The sequence below is a fragment of the Pseudooceanicola endophyticus genome, assembly GCF_018760365.1.
Lineage (GTDB): Bacteria > Pseudomonadota > Alphaproteobacteria > Rhodobacterales > Rhodobacteraceae > Pseudooceanicola > Pseudooceanicola endophyticus.
In genome coordinates this window covers 58,374-85,166 of the sequence record NZ_JAHIAB010000002.1, presented here as the reverse complement: position 1 = coordinate 85,166, position 26,793 = coordinate 58,374, and the positions used below count along the sequence as shown (strand labels likewise).

Here is a 26,793-nt window from a genome sequence, read left to right as displayed (position 1 = left end):
CGGGGGCCGCAAAGCCGCCCCCGACATGCCCCCTGCCCGTTCCCGCGCCGCCTCAGGCGTAGGTCGCGAAAAGAATGTCGTCCGCCGTCAGGTCCGCCGCCGCGACATTCGCCAGATAAACCGCATCGCCGCTGTTGCCGCCGCAGGCCGCGAGGTCGATCTTGGTCGCCCAGCCCTGGTCGGTCATGGCACTGCTCAGGTCGTCCCAGCCGATGCCAAAGCTCGACAGGTCGATCAGATCGGTCCCCAGCTCGAAGTCGTGGACGTAGTCGGTGCCGCAGCCGGCCTCGAAGGCGAAGGTGTCCGTGGCGCCATCCGCCGCCCAGACCCCGCCCCAGAGGTGATCGGTCCCTGCCCCGCCGTTCAGGAAATCGACGCCGTTGCCGCCAATCAGCTTGTCGGCCGCCGCACCGCCGTAAAGCGCATCGGACCCGTTCTGCCCGAACAGCTGGTCCGCCCCGTCGCCGCCGTAAAGCGTGTCGTTGCCGTTGTCGCCATAGACGATGTCGTCGCCGCCCCCGGCCTCGATCAGGTCGCCCCAGCGGGACCCGTTGATCGTGTCGGCGCCCTCGGTGCCGCCCCAGAGCTCCTGCGAGGTGAAGCCCCCCTCGGTGATCGCGTCGTTGCGCTCGGTGGAGCTCTCCAGCTCGTAGATGCGGATATAGTCGATCTGCAACCCTTCGGAGAAGTCGGTGGTGGCATCGGGATCCTCGGCCCAGCCGCCAACCGCCAGGTTGATGATCAGGTACATGTCCTCGAACGCGGTATTCTCGGCGCTGCGGATCAGCGTGCCGTCGTAATACCATTCGATGACGCTCTCGTCCCAGTAGAGGCCGTAGGTGTGGAACCCATCCGCCGCGCCGGTGTCGTAGACGGCCTGGGAACTGCCCGAACCGTCATCCCAGACATTGGTGTGCAGCGTGTCTGCGTCCTCGCCCAGCACCTCGAGGATGTCGATCTCGGCAGACCAGTCGCCATCCGCCGGCATCAGCCAGAAGGCCGACCACATCCCCACCTCGTCGGGCAGGTCCGCGCAGATCTCCACGTAGCCGGTGCAGAAGGCAAAGCTCATTTCGGTTGAGATCATCCCGGAGGAATAGCTCAGCCCGCCGGCGGTGGCCTCCTGGGTCGCGTCAAGCGGGCTCGCGGTGATGGTCAGCACCCCGTCCGTGACCGAGAACGGGTTGTCGAACGCGCTCATGTCGGGATCGACGTAGTACTGCAGCTCATTGTTCGAGGCGATGGTGCGGCTGTCCTCCAGGTGCGGCGAGAAAGAGGTGGCCCAGATCCCGCCAGCCCCGAAACCGGCCCAGAAGGAGGGGGTCGCAGCATCGAACTCCTCGTCGAAGGTCAGCACGTAGGTTTCCCCGTGCAGCGTGATCGTGTCGATGCTGCCGGTGGCGGCCTCGGTCGTGGTGGCGGTCGCTTCGCCGGTCTCGGCCACCGTGGTCTGCGTGGCCGTGGCCTCCGACGTCGTGGCGGCGGAACTATCCGAGGTATCGGTGCCGCTATCCGAAAGATCCGTAGAGGTGGCGGCAACCTGCTCCTGCTTCTTGCCGCGGGCGGTCTGGGTTTCGGTACTCAAGTCTTTCGCTTTCCTGGGCAATTCGGTCCTTCCCGGACGAATCAGTTCACGGCATACATATATCCCGCATAGAGATAGCCAATCCGATTCATCTCAACCAAAAAGTGGAGCGCCCCCGCCCGTGAGGCAGCTGATCTCATGGCGGATCCTAGGATTCGGTTACCGGCCAATCAGCTGCCCGGCGAACAGGCGGAAATCTGTCGCAGCGCGGTGGCCTTCCCGCGCTCCGGCTTCCCGGTATAGTGGGAACAATGCCCCGTCCGCGCCTGTCCAAGTGCGGGGCGCCCTGCCGTGATCCGGGCCCCGCAGCCCGACGAGACCTGTCCAGAAGGGATGCCCGAACCTGTCATGTCCCCGTACCAAAGCATGGACAGCGCCGGGAAAAGCCGTTTCCTGGCAGATGAATACGCCCTTGTTGCCGAACCCCTCCTGACCCGGATCCAGACCGAGACCGGCGCCGCTGCGCTGTGCCTGCATGTCCTGGCAAAGGGGATGGGCCTGGCGCAGGGCTGGCACCTGTCGCAGGGCGATCCGGCGCTGCGCCCGCCGCTTGAGACGACCAGCCGGCCCGCGCCCGCTGGCATCACCCGCCTTGCCCTGGGAGAGGACCCCGCCCATCCCCTGGCCGTGCTGAGCCTGCCCGCCGGACTTCCCGCGCCGCCCGCCCGCTCCCTCCGGGCCCTCACCCGCCTGACCGAGGGGTTCTGCCTTCGCTGGGCACTGGAGGAGGATCTGCTGCATAGCCGGCGCCGCATCCGCCGGCTGGAGCACCTCGCCCGCCGCGACCCGCTGACCGGCCTGCTGGGGCGCAGCGCCTTCCAGGCCCTGTTGCAACAGCGCATCGGCGCCGGGGAAACCGGCCCCTTCGCCCTGGTGATGCTGGAGATCGAGGGGTTCCGCGCCACCAGCACGCTTTACGGTCCGGCCTTCGCGGATCTCTACCTGCGCACCCTCGCCAGCGCCCTGCGCCGCAGCCTGCCCGTCGATGCCCTGACAGCCCGGCTGGGCGGCGACGCCTTCGTTTTCGCGGTGCCGATGCCCAGCCCCGCCGCGCGTTGCCTGGAGGTGATGCTGGGGCGCATCCGCAGCGCCATCCTGCGGGCCACGGCGCGGCTCGGGCGGCCCGGGCTGGGCCGGGTGCGCATGGGGGCGGCGCTCTGGCCCGACCACGCGCAGGGCCTGTCGCGGCTGTGCGACCTGGCCACCCGCAGCCTGCAGGCGCGGCGCGACAGCGGCCAGCCGGGCTATTGCCTGCACAGTCCCGGCACCCCCGCCCCGCCCGATCCGCGCCAGCTGCGCCACCACCTGCCCCAGGCCCTCGCCCGGCAGGAGATCGTGCCCTTCTTCCAGCCGATCTACGATCTGCAAAGCGGGCGCCGGCGCGGCTACGAGGCGCTGGCCCGCTGGGAACATCCCGACCTGGGCCGCCTGATGCCCAGCCGCTTCGCCACCCTGTTCGAGGATCACCGCCATGCCAGTCGCCTGACGCTGACGCTGGCGCGTCATGCCCTGAACGAGGTGTCGGAACGATGCTGGAAGCAGGGCGATGCCGCCTCGGTCGGGCTGAACCTGACGATCTTCGACCTGCACAGCCCGGAGATCGTCTTCGACCTGCAGACGCTGGTCTGCGATTGCAACGCGTCCTGGTCCGACATCATCATCGAGGTGACCGAGACGGTGATGATGGGCGCGCGCCACGGTCCGGTTTTCCGGACCCTCGAAGAGCTGCGCCGCCGCGGCGCCCGCATCGCGCTGGATGATTTCGGCACCGGTTACGGCAGCCTGCGGCATCTTGGCGGCTGGCCGGTGGACATCCTCAAGCTCGACCGGGGCTTCATCGCGCGGATGGACAGCAGCCCGACCGATGCCGGGGTGGTGCGGGCGCTGGTGCGGCTGGCCCGCGACACCGGGCTGGAAATCGTCGCCGAGGGGATCGAGACCCCGGCCCAGCTTGTCGCACTGCGCGAGATGGGCTGCCACCTGGGCCAGGGGTACCTGTTCCATCCCGCCCTGCCCGGTCCCGAGATCGCCCGGGCCCCGGCCTGCGGCTTCGATCTGGGGGCGCTCTGCGGCTGAGCCCTAGCGGTGCAGCGTCAGCCGGACGCCGTTGACGATGGTCGACAGCGACACCGGCTTGCGCAGGATCAGCCCCGGCACGCTGCGCTTCTCGGCGGCCAGAAGATCGGCGTAGGCGGTCATGTAAAGCACCGGGATCTGCATGTCGATCGCCCGCGCCGCCTCGGCGAGGGCGAAGCCGTCCATGTCGCCCTTGAGGCCGATGTCGGTGATCAGCAGGTCGTAATGCCCGGCCTTCAGCGCCTCAAGCGCGGCATCGGCGCGGTCGCGCGTGCGGGTGTCCGCCCCGAGGAACTTCAGGCTGTCCGACAAGAGCGACATCAGCTGCGGATCATCCTCGACGATCAGCACCGACAGCCCACCGAGGTCCGGCACCTCTCCGGTTTCCTCGGCGGCCTCGACGACGCGGGATTGCAGCGGCAGGCGCAGACGGGCCAGCGTCCCCTGGCCGGGCTGCGACTCCAGCTCGAACCGCCCGGCGCAGCGCTCGGCGACCCCGGCGATCATCGCCAGACCCAGCCCGGTGCCCCCCTTGTCGCGGCGGGTGGTGAAGAAGGGGTCGCGGGCATGATCCAGCACCGAGGCGGACATGCCCGGGCCGTTGTCGCGCACTTCCAGCACGGCCTCCGCCCCCTCGGCCCGCAGGCTCAGGGTGATCGCGCCCGAGGGCGTGGCGGCCTCCTCCAGCGCGTTGCGGGCGTTCAGCAGCAGGTTCAGCGCGGCGGTCTGAAGATCCGCCTCCGAACAGGCCACCGGCATCGGCGCCCCGGGCAGCTGGGCCTCGAAGCGGATGGCGGCGGGAATGGCGTGGCTGGCCAGCGACACGGTGTCCGACAGCGCGCGGCCCATGTCGGTGATCGCCGCCGCCGCGCCGCTGTCGCGGCTGAGCGTCAGCAGCCGGCCCGTCAGGTCGGCGCCGCGTTCGCAGGCGCGCCGGATGGTATCAAGGTGATGCCGCAGGGCCGGGTCGGGCCCCTTCAGCGCCCCGGTATCCGCCGACAGCCGGATCACGCCCAGGATATTGCCGATCTCATGCGCCACGCCCCCGGACATCTGCGCGATGGCATCCAGCCGTTCGCTGCGGGCCAGGTTCTCGCGCAGGACCCAGCCTTCGGTGGCATCGCTGACCGACAGGATGTGTAGGGGCTCCCGTTCCGCATCACGCGCCACCAGCTCCGAGCGGATCTGAAGCGCATGTTCGTTGCCCTCGCGGTCCATCCAGCCCAGGAACATCACCGGGTCGGGACCGGCGGGCCGCAACCGCGCCAGCGGGCGCTCTGCGGCGGTCAGCGGCGCGCGGTCGCGCAGGTTGTGGAAGGCGGCCTCCTCCAGCCAGGCGCGGGCATCGGCATGGCCCGCAGCCAGTTCGGCGGCACGCTGGTTCGCCAGCAGGCGCGGCCCCTCGAAGACGATGACTGCCGTATCGAGTCCGTTGAGCACCTGGCGCAGCCGCGTCGTGGTCTCCTGCTCCAGGTCCTGTTCGGCATTCTGCACCTGGGCGCTGCGCAGCACCACCAGGGTCGCGACCAGCGCCAGCAGGATCGCCAGGCTGCCCAGCCGCATGTCGGGATCGACCAGGCCCGCCTCGGTGGCGATCAGCCCCAGCCAGGCCAGCAGCATCGGCACCACCACCGCCAGCCCCAGGATGCGCCGGGCCATGCGGCTGCCACGCCCCTCGGCCAGCAGCACCGCGATCCAGTTCCGCCGGGCCCCGGCCAATAGCTGGGCCAGGAACAGCAGGAACAGGCAGGCGGTGGTCATCAGCGACAGCCCGGTGAACAGCCGCAGCGACAGGAAAGTCTGGACGTTCAGCAGGTATCCCTCAAGGGCCAGCAGCACCAGCAGCAGCCCCGCCGTGGCAATCCCCGCCGCCAGCTTCGGACGCTGCCGCGCCAGATCGCCCGCGGCGGCCAGCAGCAGGCCGAGACTGGTCGCCATCGACATCAGGTCGCCGTCGGGCGCGGTATCGGCCAGCGCCGAGGCCAGCCCCGACAGGCACAGCAGCACCGCCAGCACACCGCAGAGCCCCGCCCCAAGGCGCGCCTCGCGGCGCGGCCAGGCGGCCAGCAGTCCCGCCGTAGCCAGCAGCGCCACGCCAAGCGCGGTGCCCGGGACCATCGCCGGCAGGCCCGGCACGATGCGGCGGAAGGCGTCGACCCCCAGCCCCCAGCCGGCGATCAGCACCAGCAGCGACAGGCCAAGGGCGAACAGCAGGCTCAGCCCGGCAACCAGATCAAGCTTCTGCGCCCGGCGTTCCGCCGGCGCGGGAAGGCTGCGGGATCCGGCGCCGGGGGCGCTCATGCCGGGGTCAGGGTCCGCACCACCTCGTCCAGCTGGCGCAGGGTGGCCGTCTTGTGCATCCGGGCCTGGGCCAGCCGCAGGCCGCTGACAAAGAGCGGGGAGTCGATCAGTTCGGGGCGCCCCGTGATGATCACCACCGGCAGATCGGAAAACTCGGCGCGGATCTGGTGCAGCACCGAGATCGCGCCGCCCCCCGACATCACCACGTCGAGGAAGATCACGTCGAAGGATTTCTGGCGCAGCAGCGGCAGCACCTCCTGGCCGGAGGAAACACTGTCGACATCGTGGCCCAGGGCCTCCAGCCCATCGGTGAAGACGGCGACATAATCTGGATCATCATCCGCAATCAGGATACGTGCCAAGGGGGGGTGCCCATTCAGTTGACCTCGTGACAGCCTCTGTTACCAACTATTGTTCTGGAAGAAAACCGAGAGGATCGCCGTGACGGACGGTTTGGAAACGCCGGACGCCTCGTCCGAGATGAACCTGGTCGCGATCGGTGCCTCTGCCGGTGGCCTGGAACCCCTGGAGCATTTCTTCGAGGCCGCGCCGGAACATGCCGGCTGGTGCTTCGTGGTGATCCAGCACCTCTCGCCCGACTACCGGTCGATGATGGACGAGCTTCTGGGCCGCAAGTCGCGGCTGAAGATCCGCCATATCCAGGATGGGCTGGCGCTGGAGGCCGACACGATCTTCCTGAACCGCCCCAACACCATGGTCGAGCTGGAAGGCAACCGGTTCCGCACCCGCCCCTATCAGGACGGTGACAGCCTGCCGCGGCTGTCCATCGACACCTTCCTGACCTCGCTTGCGGCCCGCGCCCCCGCGCATACGGCGGCGGTGATCCTGTCGGGATCGGGCAACGACGGCACCCGCGGCGCCCACATGATGCGTGACAAGGGCAGCGCGGTGATCGTGCAGTCGCCCACCGAGGCCGCATTCTCCTCCATGCCGCTGGCCGCAATCAGCTCGGGCGCGGTGGACCGGGTGCTTTCCGCCGCCGAGATCCCCTCGGCGCTGCAGGAGATCTTTACCGGCAACCGCCGCCAGGCGCTGAGCCGCCAGGCCACCGAGACCTTCGACAGCGGTATCTTCCGCCTGCTGGAGGACCGCTACCGCGTCGATTTCTCCTCCTACAAGCCGACCAACGTGATGCGCCGGATCGAGCGGCGCCAGCATCTGCGCGGCATCGGATCGCAGAAGGAATACATCGAGATCCTGGCCAATGATCCCGGCGCGCTGGACGAGCTGTACCAGGACCTGCTGATCGGGGTGACAGAGTTCTACCGCGATCCCGACGGCATCGCCACGCTGCGCCGCAAGGTGCTGGACCTGCTGGCCCAGGACGGAGAGGACGACAAGCCGCTGCGGATCTGGGTGCCCGCCTGCGCCAGCGGCGAAGAGGCCTACACGATCGCGATCGAGCTGTCGGAGGCGCTTATCGCCGCCGGATCGCAGCGTCGCTTCCGGGTGATCGCCACCGACGTGCACCGCGGCTCGCTGGAGCGCGCCTCGACCGGGGTCTATCCCGAAAGCGCGCTGACCAAGATCCCCGAAGAGCTGCGCCTGCGCTACTTCGAGAAGCGCCGCAACGGCTATGCCATCGCCCAGACCCTGCGCCAGAAGATCATCTTCTCGGTCCATGATGTCCTGAGCGATCCGCCGTTCATGAACCTCGATCTGGTCTCGTGCCGCAACCTGTTCATCTACCTCAACGATGAGCCCCAGAGCCGCGTCATCTCGATGTTCCTGTTCGGGCTGCGCAAGGAGGGCTACCTGTTCCTCGGCCCCTCCGAGAGCCTCGGGAAATACGCCTCCGAGTTCAAGGTGCTCGACAGCCGCTGGCGGCTGTTCCAGAAGCAGAGCCAGAAGCGCACGCTGGACCGCACCATGCTGTCCAGCCGGTTCCGCGCCGGCGCCGCCGTGCCCCCCGAACACCCCGGGGTCGAACCGCGCCCGGTGCGCCGCGACCTCTCGATCGCCAACGACATCGCCGAGCTGCGCAACCGCGACCTGCTGATGCGCGCCTATGACGCGATGCTCAAGCGCTACGCGCCCTCCTCCATCCTGATCACCGGCGACGGGATCGTGCTGGCCTGGTTCGGCGCCGCCTCGATCTTCGTCGACACGATGAACAACCTCGCCGACTGGACGGTCGAGGACATCGTGCATCCGGACCTGCATTTCGCGCTCAACGTCGCGATGGAGCGGCTGCGGCAGGGCCAGCTTGACAGCTACGAACGTCAGGTCCACGTCGATCTGGGCAGAGGGTACAGCCAGTCCTGCGTCGTCCATGTCGAAGCACTTGACCAGCGCTCGCGCAACAAGCTGATGCTGGTGCGCCTTGTGCTGGAAGACAGCGCCCCCACCCCGGACCGCAACGTCATCCCGCTGCGCAACTTCGACGAGGGCGCCGACCAGCAGGAGGACATGACCCTCGTCACCCGCCGCATCCAGGAGCTGGAGCGCGACCTGCGCCTGACCGAGGAGACGCTGCAGCACGTCACCGAACGTCTTGAGGCCAGCGGCGAGGAACTTCAGGCCTCCAACGAGGAACTGCAGGCCTCCAACGAGGAGCTTCAGGCCTCCAACGAGGAACTGCAAAGCTCCAACGAGGAGCTCCATGCGGTGAACGAGGAGCTGGTCTCGGTCTCGAGCGAGCACGAGCGCAAGATCGAGCTGCTCTCGGAACTGAACGCCAATACCGAGCTGGTGCTGCAGATCCTTCAGGTGGGGGTGATCTTCCTGGATGCCCAGACCCGTATCCGCCGCTTCAGCCAGCTGGTCGCGGAATGGTTCCGTCTGGAAAGCCACGATGTGGCGCGCTCTCTGACCGTGGTGGGGCCGCGCCTCGATTTCGCGGATCTGGCGAAGCTGGCCGAGGACGTGGCGCGGACCGGCCGGACCATCACCGCCAGCGGCACCTACGAGGGCAGGCCCCTCACGGTCGAGGTCCACCCGATCACGGCCATCCCCGAAGAGGGCGTCGGCGCCGGCGTGGTGGTGATCCTTGGCGCCCGGCCCGGCCTGCTGACGACCTGATCACGGGGGCTGATCCGGGCGGCTGGTCCGAGGGCCTGACAGGCCTCAGACGGCCGCTGAAGCGCGGCGTTGCTGCATTGCGGACAAGACACCTTTGCGGGCCGCTGCCCTTGCGGCTGCCCGCCGCTGGTCCTACCCGGAGAACACCCTGGGGGATCCGGCGTGCCGCCGGCCCCGCCCTTCCCGCCCGGAGACCTGCATGGCCGCATCCCCCGTCCGTCACCCCGCCCCCGCCTGGATCGCCATGATCGCCCTGGCCGCCGTGTTCTCCGTCCCGCTGGTGCTGCTGGGACTTCCGGCGGCGGTGCTGCTGGGCGCCATGGTCTCGGGGATCGTCTTCGGGGTGCGCGACGTGGGGCTGAAGATGCCGCGCAAGCTGATGTTCCTGGTCCAGGGGGTGGTGGGCACCATCCTGGCCAACAGCCTGACCCCGGCGCTGATGTCGGAGGTCGGGCAGTACTGGCCGATGCTGCTGCTGTTCAACGGGCTGACGCTGGTCGCGGCCTTTGCCGCCGGCTGGGGCCTGCACCGGCTAACCGCCGTCGACAGCGGCGCGGCGATCATGGGCAGCCTGCCCGGCATGGCCGGCGCCATGGTGCTGATCGCCCAGGAACGCGGCCTCGACAGCCGGATCGTGGCGCTGATGCAGTACCTGCGGATGGCCACGGTGATCGTCACGCTGACGGTGATCTCGGCGCTGGTGCCGGGCGGCGGAATGCCCGCCGATGCCGTGACCGAGGCGCCGCTGCTGAGCGGGCCCGCCGCCTACCTGCTGATCGCGCTGATCGCCCTGACCGGCCTGCCGGCATCCCGGATCCGGCACCTGCCGGCGGCGGCCATGCTGGTGCCGATGGTGATCGGCGGCGCAGCCGAGCTTTCGGGGCTGGTCCATGTCGACGTTCCCGTCGCGCTGCGCGATCTGATATTCCTGTGCCTGGGGCTGCAGGTCGGATTGCGCTTCACCCGGCCGGTACTGGTCTCCGTGCTGCGGCTCATCCCGGCGGTGCTGGGCTCCAGCCTGGTGCTGGTGGCGCTGAGCGCGGGCCTGGGCGGCATCGCCTGCCTGGTGCTGGACACCGATTTCCTGACCGGCTTCCTGATCACCGCCCCCGGCAGCATCGACACGGTGGTGATGATCGCCGCCGCCGCCAAGGCCAATGTCAGCCTGGTGCTGGCCTTCCAGACCATGCGGCTGATCGTCGTGGTCACCCTGGGCCCGATGCTGCTGGAGCGGGTCGCGCGGCTGCCGATCTGGCGCCACGCGATGGACTGAGCCCCCGGCTTCGGGCGTAGACCTTCAGGCCTGCATCAGCTCGTCCGGCGGCGGCCGCTGCGCCAGCCGTTCGCCGGCGCCCGGGCGCAGCACCAGATGCCCCGCCGCCACCAGGTCGGCCATCGGCTGCGGACGGCCCAGCAGGAAGCCCTGCCCCTCCGTGCAGCCCTCGACCTCGAGGATGTTGAGCTGATCTTCCGACTCGATCCCCTCGGCCAGCACCGACAGGCCCAGCCCGTGACCAAGCGCCAGGATGGCGCGGATGATCGCGATGGTCTGGGGATTGGTCAGCGCCTCGTGCACGAAGGCCCGGTCGATCTTGATCTTGTCGAACGGGAAGCTCAGCAGCGTGTCGAGCGAGGAATAGCCGGTGCCGAAATCGTCCAGCGCCACCTTCACTCCAAGCGCCTTGATCTGGCGCAGGATGTTGCGCGCCCGGTCGCCATCGGCAAAGACCGTGGATTCCGTCAGCTCCAGCTCCAGCCGGTGCGGCGCCAGGCCGGTTTCCTCCAGCACGTCGCGGATCAGCTTGGGCAGGTCGGAATGGTTGAACTGCACCGCCGAAAGGTTCACCGCCACCGTGTAGGGCTGCGCCCAGAGCGCGGCATCGGCGCAGGCACGGCGCAGCACCCATTCGCCCAGCTCCAGGATCGCGCCGGTCTGCTCGGCCAGCGGAATGAACTCTCCCGGCGGAATGTAGCCCTGCGGCCCGTGGTTCCAGCGCAGCAGCGCCTCGTAGCCCAGCGTCTCTCCGGTCACCACGAGGGTCTGGACCTGGTAGTGGATCTCCAGCTCGTCGCGCACGATGGCATCGCGCAGCTCCACCGACATGCGGCGGCGGGCCTTCACCAGCTCGTCCATGTCCTTCTCGTAGTAGCAGATCCGCTGCGACAGGTCGTTCTTGGCCCGGTACATCGCCAGGTCGGCGTTCTGCACCAGTGTCTCGCGGTCATGGGCATCATCGGGGAACAGCGCGACGCCCAGGCTGGCGCCCGGGCTGATCTCGTAATCCTCCAGCCGGATGGGCTTGTGCAGCACCGCCTCCAGCCGTTCCAGGAAGGTGCCAAGGTCATGGGTGCCATCCAGCCGCATCAGCGCCGCGAACTCGTCCCCGCCAACGCGCGCGACGAACTCCCCCTCGGTCGGGCGGATCACCGACTTCAGCCGGTGGCCCAGCACGCGCAGCACGTCGTCGCCGGTCTTGTGGCCACGCAGATCATTGATTTCCTTGAAGCGGTTCAGGTCGATCCCGATCAGTGCCACCTGGGTGCGCTGATCCTTGGCCAGCGCCAGCTCCCGGTCGATATGGTTGTCGAACCCCGAACGGTTGGGCAGGTCGGTCAGCGTGTCGGTCAGCGCCATCTGGCGCAGCCGCTCGACGTTTTCCGAGCGCGACTGGTCGTCGATCAGGTAGCTGACCAGCCCCGCCGCGACCACCAGCGTCGACATCAGCGCGATCGCCAGCGCCAGCACCTGGAAGGCCTCGGGGTTGGAAAATCCGTTGGCGACGCCCAGCGGCTGGACGCTGAAGGCGCTCATGCCGATGAAATGCAGCAGCACGATGCCCAGGGCCAACAGGAGCGCCATCATGTCGCTGCCGCGGCGGCGCATCCGCACCCCGCACTGCAGCGCCAGCGCCCCCAGAACCAGCGCGCAGGCGATCGAAAACACCAGCAAGCCGGAGTTCCAGGTCACGAGACCCTGCACGCGGTAGGCCAGCATCCCGGTGTAATGCATCGCTGCCACCGACAGCCCCACCACCGCGCCCCCCAGCGGCGGACCGCTGCGCCCGCCGGGGCGGCCCGCGATGATGAACCCCGTCGTCACCCCCAGCACCGCCACCAGCGCCGAGAGCGCCGTCAGCAGCGGGTCGAAGCTGACCGGGGCGCCGGGCAGAAAACCCAGCATCCCGACGAAATGCGTGCACCAGGTCGAGACCCCGCCCGCAAGTCCGGCCAGGAACTGCCAGCCCGCGCGGGTCATCCCGGTGGTGCGCCGCCCCCGCTTGAACAGCCGCGCCGCCACCCAGCTGCCCGCAAAGCAAATCGCTATCGCCAGCAGAACCAGCCAGTGGTTGTGCTCATAGGCAACGCACTTGAAGACCGTCATCATCGGCTGTCCCGTTTACCAAGTCGACCCGCAGTCCGGCGCCGCGTCCGGAGGCTGCGTCCGCGCCTGCGCCGGACCAACCGGCCCGTTGGCGCAACTGTCGCGGCCATATACCCTTTTCACCGATCAGGATCACATGAAATGCGGGGCACCACAAAGAGTCACCCGCCTGCGGCCCCGCAGCGACGGATTTCCCGCCTCCGCCTGTGCCATAAAGTTCACATGTTCCGGTATTCGGATCGCATTCCCCCTCTCGGAAAAGCGTGATCCCGCCCTAACCATGCGAAGCCAGCAAGGCCCGCAACTGTGACGGGAAAAGCTGCAACAGCAGCGTCTCGGTCTTGGCCTCGCCCTTGTCGGCCACGTAGAGACGCAGGTTGATCGGCTCGTTGTCATCCGACGCGAGCTTGGAGAAATCCAGGTCGAACAGGGTGCGCCAGTAGCTTTCGCCGACCACCGGGTAGGCCGCCGCCCCCAAGATCTCTCCGCGCGAGGCGGTGATCACCGGGACCGTGTCCGGGCCGCGCTTCAGCCCGGCAAAGCCCATGCCGTCGAAATCGCAGACGATCTTCACGACGCCATGCGGCCGGTCCTGCCCGGGCACGCCGCCCGCGCCGATGCGCACGGCAATGAAGCGGGTACTGATCGGCGGCACCGGACAATCCTCCAGCCAGCTCAGCCGGTAATCGAGCGTATAGCTCTGATCCTTGGCCGCCGGCCCGTCCGGGGTCCAGAAGGCGACGATATTGTCGAAGGTCTCGTCGTTGGTGGGCAGCTCTATCAGGGTGACGGCGCCCTGCCCCCAGTCCCCCTTCGGCGCGATCCAGGCCGAGGCGCGCTTTTCGTAGAACACGCCATCATCCTGGTACTGCTGGAAACTCCGTTCCCGCTGCATCAGGCCGAAGCCCGCGGGGCTGGGGGTGGCAAAGCTGTTGACCATCACCCGCGGCGGGTTGTTGAGGGGGCGGAAGATCCGCTCTCCGGTGCCGGAATGGATCTCCAGCCCGTCGCTGTCATGGACCTCGGGGCGCCAGTCGGAGCTGACCTGATGGTCATGCTTGCCGAACCAGTACATCGAGGTCAGCGGCGCCAGGCCAAGCCGGTTCACATCGCCGCGCAGGAAGATCTGCGCCGAGACCTCCTGCACCACGCCCTGGTCCTGCCAGGACAGGATCTGATAGGCGCCGGTGGCGCGCGGGCTTTCCAGCAGCGCGTAGGTCATCACCCGGCCATCGCCCTGCTCTTCCAGCCAGAATCGGGTGAAGCGGGGAAACTCCTCGGCGCCATCGGGCATCGCGGTATCCAGCGCCAGCCCCCGCGCCGACAGGCCGAACTGCCCCGAATAACCCGCCGTGCGCCAGTAGGAGGCGCCCAGGAAGGACATCCAGTCGTTCTGGCTTTGCGCATCCTGCACCGAGAAGCCGGCGAACCCATCGGTCTTTGTCAGGTTTTCAGCCGGATTGCCCTTGGGAATGTCGAAGAAATCCTTCGAGAACGGGATCTCGCGTGCCTGGCCGTCCTGCAGCAGGTACATGTGCACCGGATCGGGGAAGTAGCGCCCCGGGAAGAAGAAATCGACCGGGAAGTCCTGCGGGATACCCTGGAACAGCGCCCGGTCCTTGCGGAAGCGGATGGCGCTGTGGGCGTCGTAGTCGATGTCGTGGATGATGTCGGCATCCTGCACCGGCATCGGCGTGTAGCCATGCTGGGCCAGATCCCGGGCCATCTGCTTCAGCGTGTCGAAGGAAAACGGCTGCGGGTCGCCCAGCTCCGTACCGGCGGCCGTCGCCTCGGCCTGGGCGCGTGCCAGCTCGGGCAGCACGAAGAAAGCTCCGGTCCCGGCGGCGGCGGCAAGGAAACGGCGGCGGTCGACGTGGTCTGCGGACATGCGGTTCTCCGGTCAGTAACTCCTGAGCCGATGACATGGGTCAGAATGCCGGTCGCGCCAAGAATTTTCCGCCCCGCCGGCGCGGCTCCGCCCGCGCTGTTGCAGGACTGCGCCCGATTCCCGCTTTCGGACCACCGCGACGCCGCTCCTGCCCAGGACTGCGGCAGCCGGTCACGGGGCCGTGCGGCCCTGCGAAATCGCTGGCCCGCGCCCGGCAAGCCGTCTACGCTGCGGTGCAGAAAGACAGGTACGAAAGAAATACAGGCACGTAGCAGCAGTCAGACCCAGTGACGGAGGCCAAATGGTCGTTCCCGCGAAGCCGATTTCCATTGATGTCGCCCTGCAGGGCGGAGGCGCCCACGGGGCGTTTACCTGGGGCGCCCTTGACCGGCTCCTTGAGGAGGAAGACCTGAAGATCGCCGCACTTTCGGGGGCCAGTGCCGGGGCGATGAACGCCGTGGTCGCGGCAGCCGGCCTGATGTCCGGCGGCCCGGCCGAAGCCAAGGCCACCCTGCACCGCTTCTGGTCCGAGGTGAACGAGGCGGCCCGCACCGCCTTCCCGATCTTCCCCCTGATCGAGGCCTTTCCCGGCGTGCTCTCAGCCGCGGGCGCCTGGTGGTCCACCCTGACCGGCGGCATGGTCAACCTGCGCGCCAACCCCGCCCAGGGCCGCGCCACCCAGGACATGCTGGGAGAGATCCTGACCGAGGTGGTGGATTTCGAGGCGCTGCGCCGGGGCAAGGGCCCGCAGCTTTTCATCTCGGCCACCAATGCCCGCACCGGGGCCGCCCGGATCTTTACCCGCGAAGAAATGACGCCCGAGGTGCTGCTGGCCTCGGCCTGCCTGCCGGGGATCTTTCCGCCGGTCAGCATCGACGATGCCGATTACTGGGACGGCGGCTATTCCGCCAACCCGCCACTGCTGCCGCTGGTGCGCGAAAGCCCGGTCAGCGACCTGCTGCTGATCACCATCAACCCGCTCAACCACGAGACCACCCCCACCGACCCCGAGGCCATTGCCGCGCGCATCAACGAGCTGACCTTCAACCAGGGCCTGCTGCGCGAGATGCGCGGCCTGGCGCTGCTGAAGCAGGAGCTGCGCGCCCAGCCGCTGCTGGTGCCCAAGGGGCTGATGAAGGCGGTGCGCGACCTACGCTTCCACGAGATCCACGACGAGGCGCACATGTCGAAGCTGGACCAGGATTCGAAGATGATGCCCTCCTGGCCGATGATGGAAGAGCTGCACGACTACGGCCATACCGCCGCCGACAACTGGCTGGGCACCCATCGCAAGGACCTCGGGCTGCGCTCGACCATGGACCTGACCGGACGTTACCTCTGAGCCGCCTCACGGGGGTGTGAACACCGCACCGGCCCAAAAGTGACCCAACGTAATTTTGCAGCCTGCGCCCGGCCACCCGCTGCGGCGAGCGGCAGGTTCGGGCGCATCTCCGGGATTTCGGGAGCCCCGGAGGACCACAACCAAGAGGTGAATTGATATTTCACCACCGGATGCCCCCTCCGGTTTCGAAACCCCCTCTTCTGACGCGCAATTTCAGGGCCGGTACAGCCTGCGGCAGATCCCCCAAATTCCCCAAACCCCTCAAATGCTGGATTTTGGGAGCGATCCCGAACTCCCCCGAAGCGTGTACAACCGCATACAAACGAATCGTCGCGGGGCCCGATGCACCGCCTTCCCGTTGTGCGCCTCCGAAAAAACACTGTTCAATTCAGCCCTTGCGCGTGAGGGGTGCAACTGGGAAGAGCGCGACATCCGCACGACTCGACCGGCGCCGGGAGGAGGGGTTGCCGTGTCAGGTCCGGAGCCTCACGACACCCTTTCAAGGGAACTGACATGACAGACAAATCCCCCTCCCTATCACGCCCGCTCACGGTGCTGTTGGTGCTGCTGGGCGCGGTCATCGCGCTGCTGGGCGCCTGCCTTGCCGTTGGCGGCGTGATGCTGATCGCCCGTGGCGGCAGCTGGTACTACCTGCTCATGGGTCTGGCGCTGATCGCATCCGGCATCCAGATCCTGCGCGGGCGCCCCTCGGGCACGCTGATCTACCTGGTGGCCTTCGCGCTGACGGTGATCTGGGCCTTCTGGGAAGCAGGCCTTGATTTCTGGGCCCTGCACGCCCGGATCTTCACCTTCCTCTGCGCGCTCATGGTGATCCTGGCGCTGCATCCGCTGACCCTCAAGCGCGCCGGTCGCCCGGCGATGGCCGGTCCCTGGCTGGGCCTGGCCTGCGTGGCGCTGATCGCGGTCGCGGGCATGGGCTACGGGATGTTCATCCCGCACGGCCAGCACAACTTCGAAGTGGCCTCCGGCAAGGTGCCCGCCCCGGCCGATGGCCGCAAGGACTGGTCCAGCTACGGCGCCGATGGCGACGAGAACCGCTTTGCCGCGCTTGACCAGATCACCCCGGCCAACGTCAAGGATCTGAAGGTCGCCTGGACCTTCCGGACCGGCGACGTGCCGATCAGCCCCGGCGGCGGCGGGTTCGAGGACCAGAACACCCCGCTTCAGGTCGGCAAGAACCTGTTCATCTGCACCCCCTCCAACACCGTGATCTCGCTCGATGCGACCAGCGGCAAGGAGAACTGGCGCCACGACTTCCCGACCGACACCCGGACCTGGGTGCGCTGCCGGGGCCTGGCCTATTTCGACGCCGCAGCGCCGCTGCCCGCCCCGACCCTGCCCGGCTCCACCCCGGTCACCCCGGTCGACCTGTCGGCAGATGCCGCCTGCCAGCGCCGCATCTTCATGAACACGATCGACGCCGTTCTGGTGGCGCTTGACGCCGACACCGGCGCGCTGTGCCAGGACTTCGGCACCGACGGCAAAGTCGATCTGAAGGAAGGCCTGGGGGCTGCGCAGGCGCCGCTCTACTCGCTGACCTCGCCGCCGACGCTGGCGGGGTCCACCGTGGTGGTGGGCGGCCGGGTGGCCGACAACGTGGCCCTCGACATGCCCGGCGGCGTGATGCGCGGCTTCGACGTCATCACCGGCCAGATGAAATGGGCCTTCGACCCCGGCAACCCCGAGGACCGCAACGCCCCCGCAGATGGCAATGCCTACACCCGTTCTACCCCGAACGTCTGGGCGCCGATGACCTATGACGCGGCCTCCAACACCGTGTTCATGCCGGTCGGCAATGCCGCCATCGACCTCTGGGGCGTGAAACGGACCCCCGAGGACGAGAAATACGGCGCCTCGATCCTGGCGCTCGATGCCACCACCGGCAACGAGAAGTGGGTCTACCAGACCGTGCACCACGACCTGTGGGACTTCGACGTGCCGATGCAGCCGACGCTGATCGACTTCAAGGGCACGCCCGCGCTGGTCGTCGGCACCAAGGCCGGCCAGATCTTCGTGCTGGACCGCGTCACCGGCAAGCCGCTGACCGAGGTCAAGGAAGTCCCCGTCAAGGGTGCCACCATCCCGGGCGAGAAATACGCTCTGACCCAGCCCAAGTCCGTCGGCATGCCGCAGATCGGTGCCCCGCACCTGAGCGAGGCCGACATGTGGGGCGCCACCCCCTTCGACCAGATGATGTGCCGCATCATCTTCAAGGGCTACCGCTACGAGGGCCTCTTCACCGCGCCGGACACCGACTATTCGCTGTCCTTCCCGGGCTCGCTCGGCGGCATGAACTGGGGCGGCCTGTCCTATGACCCGACCGCGGACACGATCTTCGTGAACGACATGCGGCTGGGCCTGTGGGTCCACATGGAGCCCCAGGACCAGGGCGCCAAGGCCTCCAACGGCTCCGAGGCGGTCAACACCGTGATGGGCGCCGTGCCGCTGAAGGGCACCCCCTACTCGGTCATGAAGAACCGCTTCCTGTCGCCGCTCGGCATTCCCTGCCAGGAGCCGCCCTTCGGCTCGCTCACCGCGATCGACATGAAGACCCAGAAGGTCGCCTGGGAAGCCCCTCTCGGCACCGTGCAGGATACCGTCCTGTTTGGCGCCAAGATGCGGATGCCGATGCCCGTGGGCATGCCCACCATCGGCGGTTCGCTGGCAACCCAGGGCGGTCTGGTGTTCTTCGCCGCCACCCAGGACTACTACCTGCGCGCCTTCGACAGCGCGACCGGCAAGGAAGTCTGGAAGGCCCGGATGCCGGTCGGCAGCCAGGGCACCCCGATCTCCTACGTGAGCCAGGAAGATGGTCGCCAGTACATCGTGATCTCGGCCGGCGGTGCCCGTCAGTCCCCCGATCGCGGTGACTACCTGATCGCATACGCTCTGCCCAAGAGCTGATCTGCCGCCCCCCTTCCCGCTTCGGCGGGCGCGGCACCGGGACGTCCCTTCGGGGGCGTCCCTTTTCGTTTGCCCCCTCAGACCGCCAGCGGATCGCCCCGCAGGAAGGCCTGAAGCCTTGGCGCCATGTGATCCAGGAACACCCGCAGCCGCTGCGGCATCCGCTCAGCGCCCAGAAACAGCGCATGGACATCCTCGGTCTCCGCGCCGTTCTGATCGGCCAGCACCTCGACCAGGCGCCCCTCGGCCAGATCGGCGCGGATGTGGAACTCTCCGATCCGGGCCAGCCCCACGCCGGCCAGCGCCATGCGCCGCACCGTCTCGCCGTTGTTGGCCAGCAGCGGACCGGCCTCGTGCAGCGGCCAGAGCCGCCCGGAGCGGCGGAAGTTGAAGCCAAGGCAGGCGTGCCCCTCAAGCTCCTGCGCGCTGCGCGGCGTGCCGTGGCGCGCCAGGTAGTCCGGCGCCGCCACGATCAGCCGCCGCGACGTTCCCAGCTTGCGCGCCGTCAGGCTGGAGCTGACCAGCGCCCCCACCCGGAAGGCCACGTCGGTGCGATCCATGTAGAGATCGACGATCTCGTCGGACAGCGACAGGTCGACGACGATATTGGGATAGGCCGCCCAGAAGCCCGGCAGCAGCGGCTCAAGCGCCACCTGCCCCAGCCCCACCGAGGCCGAGACCCGCACCCGCCCGGTGATGCTGGCCGCGCCCTTGGAAAGGGCCTGCTCCACCGCGTCCAGGTCCTCCAGCAGGCGCTGGCTGCGCTCGTAGTAGATCCGCCCCTCTTCGGTCAGCGCCAGCTTGCGGGTCGAACGTTCCAGCAACCGCACGCCCAGCCGGGTCTCGATCCGGGCCACCAGCTTGGAGACGGTCGAGGGGGTCATCTGCATCATCCGCGCCGCGCCCGAGAAGCTGCCGCTCTCGACCACCCGCAGGAAGACCTGCATTTCGCCTGCGCGATTGTCCATCTGCCGCCCCTTTCGTGAAACAGGTTCACAGATCATGTGCCCTTGGGCCGGATTTTCAAGCGCGGACGCAGGGGGTATTCCGGGGCCTTCTCCTCCCTCTCCTCCTCCTGCGGGGTCGGACCCCGGCCCGGAAAGGACACCGCAATGCAAATCAACAAGATGAACTGGCCCCTGCTGGCCCTTGCCACCGGCGCCTTCGGCATCGGCGTGACCGAGTTTTCGCCCATGGGCATGCTGCCGGTGATTGCCGGAGGCCTCGACGTGTCGATCCCGGCGGCGGGCCTGCTGGTCAGCGCCTATGCCCTGGGGGTGATGATCGGCGCGCCGGTGATGACGCTGCTGTTCAGCCGTTTCGGCAAGCGCCAGGCGCTGATCAGCCTGATGGCGATCTTCACCCTCGGGAACCTGCTGTCCGCCGTGGCGCCAAGTTACGGCGGGCTGATGGCGGCGCGGGTGATCACCAGCCTCAACCACGGGGCCTTCTTCGGGCTGGGCGCGGTGGTTGCCGCCTCGGTCGTGGCCCCCGAGAAACGCGCCAGCGCGGTCGCCGCGATGTTCATGGGCCTGACCATCGCCAATGTCGGCGGCGTGCCGATGGCAACCTGGGTCGGCCAGCACATCGGCTGGCGCATGGCCTTTGCCGGTACCGCCGTTCTGGGGCTGATCACCATGGCGGCGCTGTGGCGTGCCCTGCCCGCCGGCCAGCCCGGCACCCGCCCCGATGTGCGCCACGAACTGTCGGTGCTGGCGCGCCCGCAGGTGCTGGCCGCGCTGCTGACCACGGTTCTGGGCGCCAGCGCGATGTTCACCCTCTATACCTACGTGGCGCCGCTGCTGCACAGCCTGGCCGGGGCCTCGGACGGGTTCGTGACCCTGGCGCTGGTGCTGATCGGCCTGGGCTTTTCGGTCGGCAACTGGCTGGGCGGACGGCTGGCGGGCTGGTCGCTGGACGGGGCGACGGCGCTGTTCCTGGCAGCCCTCAGCCTGCTGAGCCTGGCGGTGCCGCTGCTGGCGGGATCGACCCTGGGCGCGGGCGCCGTGCTGCTGGTCTGGGGCGCCGCCGCCTTTGCCATCGTGCCCCCGGTACAGACCCGCGTGATGCTGGCCGCCGCCGAGGCGCCGGGCCTGGCCTCCTCGGTCAATATCGGGGCCTTCAACCTGGGCAATGCCATCGGCGCGGCCCTGGGCGGCGCGGTGATCCGCGCCGGGCTGGGCTACAGCGCGGTGCCGGTGGCCGGTGCCCTGACCGCCGCCGCCGCCCTGGCGCTGGTCTGGTTCAGCCGCCAGCGCCGCGACGCCCGCGCCACGGCCTGAGGGGTCAGGCCCGCAGCCGGGCGTTGGAACTGTCCCAAAGCTCGGCCTCGGCCAGCACCCGGGCCGGGTAGCGGCGATCGAAGACCTCGACCTCAAGAACGGTGCCGGGCGCGCAGAGCGCCCGGTCCAGCATCCCCAGCGCCAGGCAATGCCCAAGCCGGTAGCCCCAGGCAGACGAGGTGACCTCTCCGACGATGGTATCGCCCTGCCAGAGCGTCGAGAGCGCGGGCACATCGACCGCGGGGCCCTCAAGCGCAAGCGCGGCGAACTGGCGCGCGCGGGGGGCATCCACTTCGGCCAGCAGCGCCTCCCGGCCCCGGAACACGGGCTTGGAGAAATCGACGAAACGGCCCAGCCCCGCCTGAAGCACGCTGTATTCGGTGGAAAGATCGGTCTTCCAGCCGCGATAGCCCTTCTCGATCCGCAGGCTGTCGAGGGCGAACATCCCGAAGGGCCGCACCCCTGCCGCCACCAGAGCGTCCCACAGCGCCGGCGCGTCTTCGGGGCGCGCGTGCAGCTCCCAGCCCAGCTCTCCGGCGAAGCTGACGCGGATCAGTTGCACCGGACGGCCCGCCACCTGCGCCTCCTGAAGGCTGAGCCAGGGAAGCGAGAGATCCGCATCACTGAGCGGCGCCAGCAGATCGCGCGCCTTCGGGCCGGTCAGGATCAGGGTGGTCCAGTCCGCGGTCTCGTCCCGCAGCTCCAGCCCCGGCTCCAGATGCTTCATCAGCCAGTCGCGGTCATGGGACTGGGCGGTGGCGGCGGTGATCAGCCAGAAGGTATCGGGGGCCAGACAGGCCATCGACATCTCGGTCACGATGCCGCCGGTTTCATCGGCGAAGTAACCCAGCCCCAGCCGCCCGGGCTGCGGCACCCGCCCGGTGATCTGCCGCGCCAGCCACTCCGCCGCCCCCGCCCCGCTGAGGCGGAAGCGCGAGAACCCCGGCAGGTCCAGCACCCCGGCATGATCCCGCACCGCGCGGGCCTCCTCGGCCACGGCACCTTCCCAGGGGCCGTCCCGACGCCAGGTGCGCTGCGCCGCCTCTGAGGTGTCATCGCCCGGGCGGGCAAACCACAGCGCGCGCTCCCAGCCGTTGAAGGGGCCGAACTGCGCGCCACGTGCCTTCAGCGCCTCATGCAGGGGCGAGCACTTGCGGTCGCGCGCCGCCGGCCAGACATGGTGCGGGTAATGGATGGCATATTCGTTGCCATAGATCTCCTTGCCCTTGGCGATGGCATAATCGGGCTCCTCGAAGCCGGTGAAGCGACGCGGGTCGCAGGACCACATGTCCCATTCCGTGCGCCCCTCGGTGATCCATTCCGCCAGCGCCTTGCCGGCGCCGCCGCCCTGGCAGATCCCGAAGGTGAATACGCAGGCCTCGTAGGCATTGGGCACCCCGGGCATCGGGCCGATCAGCGGGTTGCCATCGGGCGTATAGGGGATCGGGCCGTTGATCACCCGGGTCAGTGCGGCCTGTTCCAGCAGCGGCACGCGCCCCATGGCGGCGGCGATCTGCGGCTCCAGCCGGTCCAGATCATCGGGAAACAGCTGAAAGCTGAAATCCTGCGGGAAGGGATCCTCGGGGGTGATCCAGTGCGCCTTGCAGGCGGATTCATAGGGCCCGAGGTTGAAGCCGTATTTCTCCTGCCGCAGGTAGTAGCTGTCATCGACATCGCGCAGCAGCGGCAGCTTGTGACCGACCTCGCGCGACCAGCTTTCCAGCTCGGGCACGGTGTCGAACAGCAGGTACTGATGGCTCATCACCACCATCGGCAGGCGGCGGCCGAACCAGCGGGCGACCTCGGCGGCATAGTAGCCAGCGGCATTGACGACGATCTCGCAGCGGATCTCTCCCTTCTGGGTCTCGACCACCCAGTCCTCGCCCTCCCGGCGCACGCCGGTGGCGGGGCAGAAGCGCTCGATCCGGGCGCCGGCGGCCCGCGCGCCCTTGGCCAGCGCCTGGGTCAGCTGCGCGGGGTCGATATCACCGTCGTTCGGATCATATAGCGCGCCGGTCAGCCCGCCGGTCTCCACGAAGGGATAGCGCCCCTTCAGATCCCCGGGCGAGAGGATCTCCATCCCCATGCCCTGGCGCCGCCCCATGCCGACGACGCGGCGGAATTCCTCCAGCCGGTCGGCACTGTGCCCCAGCCGGACAGAGCCCGTTACATGGTAGTTCATCGGGTAATCGACCTCGGCGCCAAGGCGGCGATACAGCTCGGCTGAATAGCGCTGCATGTTCATCAGCGCCCAGTCCCCCGAAAAGGTCGGCACATTGCCCGCCGCATGCCAGGTCGATCCCGCCGTCAGCTCGTTCTTCTCCAGCAGGACGCAATCGCTCCAGCCGGCGCGGGCCAGGTGATAGAGCGCCGAGACGCCGACCACGCCTCCGCCGATGATGACAACCCGGGCTGAGGTGGGAAAGCCGGCCATGGGAACTCCTTGCGTGACAGCGGTCCGAAGGACACGCTTTGCCGGGGTGACTTAAAAATCAATCTCGATTTTTTACGAATCCCCGTTTTGTCCGCGCCGATCCCGGCAATTTGGCGGCTCTGCCCTGTTTCCACGCAGGGGCCGCTCAGAAGTTGCAGAAAAAATCCAGCGCGCAATCGACGGCGTCGAAGGTTTAGAGCGCGACATTCGACAGGGTGCGCTGCGCGACGCAGCTCAGCTCCGGACTGGCGCCGAACTGGGTGAAGCGGCGCGGCGAAAGGCTGGCGCCAAGGCTGTAGGCGCGGTCCGCCCGGGCCCGTGTCAGCGCCGGGAACCGACCATCGTAGCTGCGCAAGGTCAGCCCCGCACTGAGGCCGCCACAGGTCGGACCCGACCGAGGGCAGATGTGCCTCGGCCCGCGCCGACATCCGCAGGCCCAGGCCGCTTTTTTCCTGGCCGCCATTGGTGATCCGGAAGGTCCCGATCTCGGTGTCGAAGGTGCTTTCGGAAGAGGTCCGGTCGATATTGGTCGAGGGCAGCAGCGCAAGCCCCCCCCGGTCAGCCACACAGCGCAGAGGGTCCGTAAATAATTACGAAAAGGGCCTGCTTCCAAATTATGAAGAGGAACGGCCCAGATACATACAACCCTTTAGGTTACCCTTGGGGAAATCAGATCCCCCTGCCCGACGCCGCTCGGGCGCGAACAAGGCGGCGTCGCCCCCGGGGGCAGGCAGGCCCGATCCATGTCGAAATCCGGTCTCTTCACGCGCTATTCCCGGCGGGCATCCGAATAATGTAAAGAACTTCCTTCATTCCGGAGATCCGGAAATGAACGGGCCCGTCATCTGGAATGCGCCGCCGCAATTCACGAACATAAAAAGCCCGCCGGAAGGGCCCGCCATTTCCGCCGACCTTCCCCTCAGCGGGCCAGTGCCGGGGGATCTCCGGGCCCAATTCCGGCACAGAAGGCGGGCACCGCATTGGAGGGCATCGGGCGGGCGAACAGGAAGCCCTGGAAGACATCGCAGCCGATCTCCTGCAGCATCACATGCTGCTCGGGGGCCTCCACCCCCTCGGCGATGACCGTCAGGTCCAGCCCCTTCGCCATGGCCGTGATCGACGTCACCAGCGCCCGGCGCCGCGGATCCCCGACCGCCAGCGCGACGAAGCTGCGGTCGATCTTCAGCGTGTCCCAGGGCAGCTGCGGCAGGAAGGAGAGCGAGGAGTAGCCGGTGCCGAAATCATCGACGGCCAGCCGCACCCCCAGAGCCTTCAGCTTTTCGAAGATCGGCAGCACCTCGCTTTCGCGGCCAAGGAAGACGGTCTCGGTCAGTTCAAGCTGCAACGCCCGGGGGGGAAAGCCGGTCTCTTTCAGAACCCGCGCGACGCGCCTTTCCAGCCCCGGGGTGCGCATCTGCAGCGCCGAGACATTGACCGAGATCCGGCCCGGGTCCAGCCCCGCCGCCAGCCAGCCCGCCCCGTCCCGGCAGGCCCGCCGCAGCATGAACCGGCCCAGCCGGTCGATCAGCCCGTGGTCCTCGGCCAGGGGAATGAATTCCGCAGGCGAGATCTGCCCAAGCTCCGGATCGGTCCAGCGCGCCAGCGCCTCCAACCCGTAAAGGCGGCCATCGCGCCCGATCTGCGGCTGATAGGCCACCGAAAGGGCGCCGTCCCGGGGCGGTGCGTCCTCGGGCATCTGCCGCTCCAGCGCCTCGCGCAGGCGCAGGCCCAGCGACAGCCGCCTCTGGGCGGCACGGGTCAGACGTTCCTGGTAGATGCCCAGCGTGCCCTTGGCCCCCTGCTTGACGTCGTAGAGCGCGGCATCCGCCCGGGCGAACAGATCCCCATCGCGACCGCTGCGCCCCAGGCTGCCGCCCCAGGTCGCCGTCATCGCAACGGCGGCGCCGTTGACCAGGGTGAAGGGCGGCACCAGAACGGCGTTCAGCGCGCTCACGGCGGCGCGCAGACCGGGTTCACCGGTGCCGGGCAGCAGCAGGGCGAATTCGTCCCCGCCGATCCGGAAGAACTCTGCGCGCGCGATCTCGGGCAAGGCGCTGCGGATGCGCTGCGCCACCTGGCACAGCAGGTCATCCCCCACCACATGACCGAAACTGTCGTTCACATCCTTGAACCGGTCGAGATCGAGGATCGCCAGCGCCACCGGTTCCGCCAGCCCGCGCAATGCCGCATCCAGCGCCCGCCGGTTCGCCAGATCGGTCAGCGGATCGTGCATCGCCAGATGGTCAAGCTCTTCCTGGGCGCGCTTCTGCTCAGAGATGTCGGTCAGGGAACAGACGAAGGTGCGTTCATCCGCCCCGAGCACCGGAACCGGCGTGACCGACAGGATGCCCTGTGCGGCACGCTCTGCCCCGAAGCGCACCTCGCCCCGCCAGGATTCGTCCGGGCGCGGCGGCAGGCCCAGGACGTGCCCGGCATGATGGAAAAGCGGAGCCGGGGCCGCCTCCTGCGCCCCCGTCAGCCGGCGGAAGGCCCCGTTGGCCCGCAGCACCCGCCCGTCGGCCCCCAGCACCGCCAGCCCGTCGTTCGCACTGCGGAACACGGCCTCGGCCTGACGCTGGGCGCGCTCGTTCTCCGACAGGGTGCGGATCAGGTCGCTCGAGGTCGACAGAAAGACCCGCCAGGTGAAGACATCGGCCTCCAGGTACTGCACGAAGCGGCGCCGCCAGAGCGTCATGAAGATCAGCAGCGCCCCCGCATAGGCCGCCGCCGTCAGCACCTTGCCGCCCAGACCGCCGATCACCACCGCGACGATTTCGGGGGACATGCCGAAGGCGATCAGCGGAAAGGCAATCCCGTCGGCGCATAGCACCGCCACGAAGCCCAGCAGGTAGGCCAGTTCCACGAAGGGCGCCGGCACGCGCCAGCGCTTGACCCGTTCGAACCAGAAGAACAGCACGAACAGCTCGGCCACGATCAGCAGGCCCCCCAGCACGATCAGCGGTACCGATTGCCGGAACAGCGCCGCCGGGGTGCCGTGCGGATTGCTGACGCCCGGGGCGTTCAGCGTCGTGGTGACCAGGACCGAGAACAGGATGTTGAACAGGTCGACCACCACCACCAGCCGGATCACATGCCGCAGCACGAGGATATCCCGCTCCAGCAGCACGAAGAGGACCGAGGTCATCATGAAGGCACCGTAGCACAGGTTGCCGCCCGACACCGTCAGCCCCTCGCCCAGATTCAGCGCATAGGCATTGCCCAGGAAGCCGCCGATCAGCAGGATCACCGCGAGATAGAGGTAGAAATGCACCCTCCGGGACAGCGGCTGCAACATCGAGAAGGCCAGCGGGAAAGCCGAGAACAGAACCACATGACCAAGAAACAGTGCCGTCATCCCGCCTCTCCGCGCTTTGGGGCTATACCTGAAAGCAGAGCGCAGGCCGGGCCCGCCGCCCCGGGAGGCAACGGACCGAACCGCGGTTCTCATCGGAGGGGCCGACGGATATTGGTTCTTGCGACCGCCCTTCTCCGACACAGCCGTTCTGCCCCGAAGCCGGTCGCAACACTAGCTTGAT

At 68.3% G+C, this 26,793-nt stretch carries 15 protein-coding genes; 6 read left to right on the top strand and 9 right to left on the bottom strand.

Annotated elements, in window-relative coordinates; translation table 11 throughout:
- Nucleotides 1-52: 52 nt before the first annotated feature.
- Complete coding sequence (locus KM176_RS04005) at nt 53-1,585, bottom strand: family 16 glycosylhydrolase (RefSeq protein WP_160895330.1); 1,533 nt, start codon at nt 1,583-1,585, stop codon at nt 53-55.
- Nucleotides 1,586-1,933: 348 nt separating this feature from the next.
- Between KM176_RS04005 and KM176_RS04000 the strand changes: the two genes are divergently transcribed.
- Nucleotides 1,934-3,661, top strand: coding sequence for a bifunctional diguanylate cyclase/phosphodiesterase (locus KM176_RS04000; protein WP_160895329.1), 1,728 nt, complete (start codon nt 1,934-1,936; stop codon nt 3,659-3,661).
- Nucleotides 3,662-3,664: 3 nt separating this feature from the next.
- On the opposite strand, the gene KM176_RS03995 is transcribed toward KM176_RS04000, so the two are convergent.
- Nucleotides 3,665-5,962 (bottom strand): hybrid sensor histidine kinase/response regulator, encoded by a 2,298-nt coding sequence (locus tag KM176_RS03995; RefSeq protein ID WP_160895328.1) that lies wholly within the window; start codon nt 5,960-5,962, stop codon nt 3,665-3,667.
- Entirely contained in the window at nt 5,959-6,324 is a 366-nt protein-coding gene (locus tag KM176_RS03990) for a response regulator (RefSeq protein ID WP_160895327.1), read from the bottom strand. The genes KM176_RS03995 and KM176_RS03990 overlap by 4 nt, the downstream gene beginning before the upstream one ends.
- 79 nt (nt 6,325-6,403) lie before the next feature.
- On the opposite strand from KM176_RS03990, the gene KM176_RS03985 reads away from it, so the two are divergent.
- Entirely contained in the window at nt 6,404-9,004 is a 2,601-nt protein-coding gene (locus KM176_RS03985) for a CheR family methyltransferase (RefSeq protein WP_311136173.1), read from the top strand.
- 199 nt (nt 9,005-9,203) lie between these two features.
- Entirely contained in the window at nt 9,204-10,277 is a 1,074-nt protein-coding gene (locus KM176_RS03980; protein ID WP_160895326.1) for an AbrB family transcriptional regulator, read from the top strand.
- A 24-nt stretch (nt 10,278-10,301) separates the two neighbouring features.
- On the opposite strand, the gene KM176_RS03975 is transcribed toward KM176_RS03980, so the two are convergent.
- Nucleotides 10,302-12,386: a putative bifunctional diguanylate cyclase/phosphodiesterase gene (locus tag KM176_RS03975; RefSeq protein WP_160895325.1), complete on the bottom strand. Its 2,085-nt coding sequence runs from the start codon at nt 12,384-12,386 to the stop codon at nt 10,302-10,304.
- A gap of 274 nt (nt 12,387-12,660) precedes the next feature.
- Complete coding sequence (locus KM176_RS03970) at nt 12,661-14,274, bottom strand: glucan biosynthesis protein (protein ID WP_160895324.1); 1,614 nt, start codon at nt 14,272-14,274, stop codon at nt 12,661-12,663.
- Between the two features lie 301 nt (nt 14,275-14,575).
- Between KM176_RS03970 and KM176_RS03965 the strand changes: the two genes are divergently transcribed.
- Both KM176_RS03965 and KM176_RS03960 read left to right on the top strand, forming a co-directional pair.
- Entirely contained in the window at nt 14,576-15,616 is a 1,041-nt protein-coding gene (locus KM176_RS03965) for a patatin-like phospholipase family protein (protein WP_160895323.1), read from the top strand.
- 513 nt (nt 15,617-16,129) lie between these two features.
- The gene (locus KM176_RS03960; RefSeq protein WP_160895322.1) at nt 16,130-18,541 is read left to right on the top strand and encodes a membrane-bound PQQ-dependent dehydrogenase, glucose/quinate/shikimate family; all 2,412 of its coding nucleotides are present in this window, start codon (nt 16,130-16,132) and stop codon (nt 18,539-18,541) included.
- 77 nt (nt 18,542-18,618) lie between these two features.
- On the opposite strand, the gene KM176_RS03955 is transcribed toward KM176_RS03960, so the two are convergent.
- Nucleotides 18,619-19,509 (bottom strand): LysR family transcriptional regulator, encoded by an 891-nt coding sequence (locus tag KM176_RS03955; protein WP_160895321.1) that lies wholly within the window; start codon nt 19,507-19,509, stop codon nt 18,619-18,621.
- Between the two features lie 144 nt (nt 19,510-19,653).
- Between KM176_RS03955 and KM176_RS03950 the strand changes: the two genes are divergently transcribed.
- Nucleotides 19,654-20,823 carry an MFS transporter gene (locus KM176_RS03950; protein ID WP_160895320.1) on the top strand — a complete coding sequence of 390 codons (1,170 nt, stop codon included), beginning with the start codon at nt 19,654-19,656 and terminating at the stop codon, nt 20,821-20,823.
- Nucleotides 20,824-20,827: 4 nt separating this feature from the next.
- Here the strand turns inward: KM176_RS03950 and KM176_RS03945 are convergent, their stop codons facing one another.
- The 3 genes from KM176_RS03945 to KM176_RS03935 form a co-directional block, all read right to left on the bottom strand.
- Nucleotides 20,828-23,257, bottom strand: a complete 2,430-nt coding sequence (locus KM176_RS03945; RefSeq protein WP_160895319.1) for a GcvT family protein — start codon at nt 23,255-23,257, stop codon at nt 20,828-20,830.
- Between the two features lie 193 nt (nt 23,258-23,450).
- Nucleotides 23,451-23,612, bottom strand: a complete 162-nt coding sequence (locus KM176_RS03940) for a hypothetical protein (protein WP_160895318.1) — start codon at nt 23,610-23,612, stop codon at nt 23,451-23,453.
- A gap of 564 nt (nt 23,613-24,176) precedes the next feature.
- Nucleotides 24,177-26,612, bottom strand: coding sequence for a putative bifunctional diguanylate cyclase/phosphodiesterase (locus KM176_RS03935; RefSeq protein ID WP_160895317.1), 2,436 nt, complete (start codon nt 26,610-26,612; stop codon nt 24,177-24,179).
- Nucleotides 26,613-26,793: the final 181 nt, after the last annotated feature.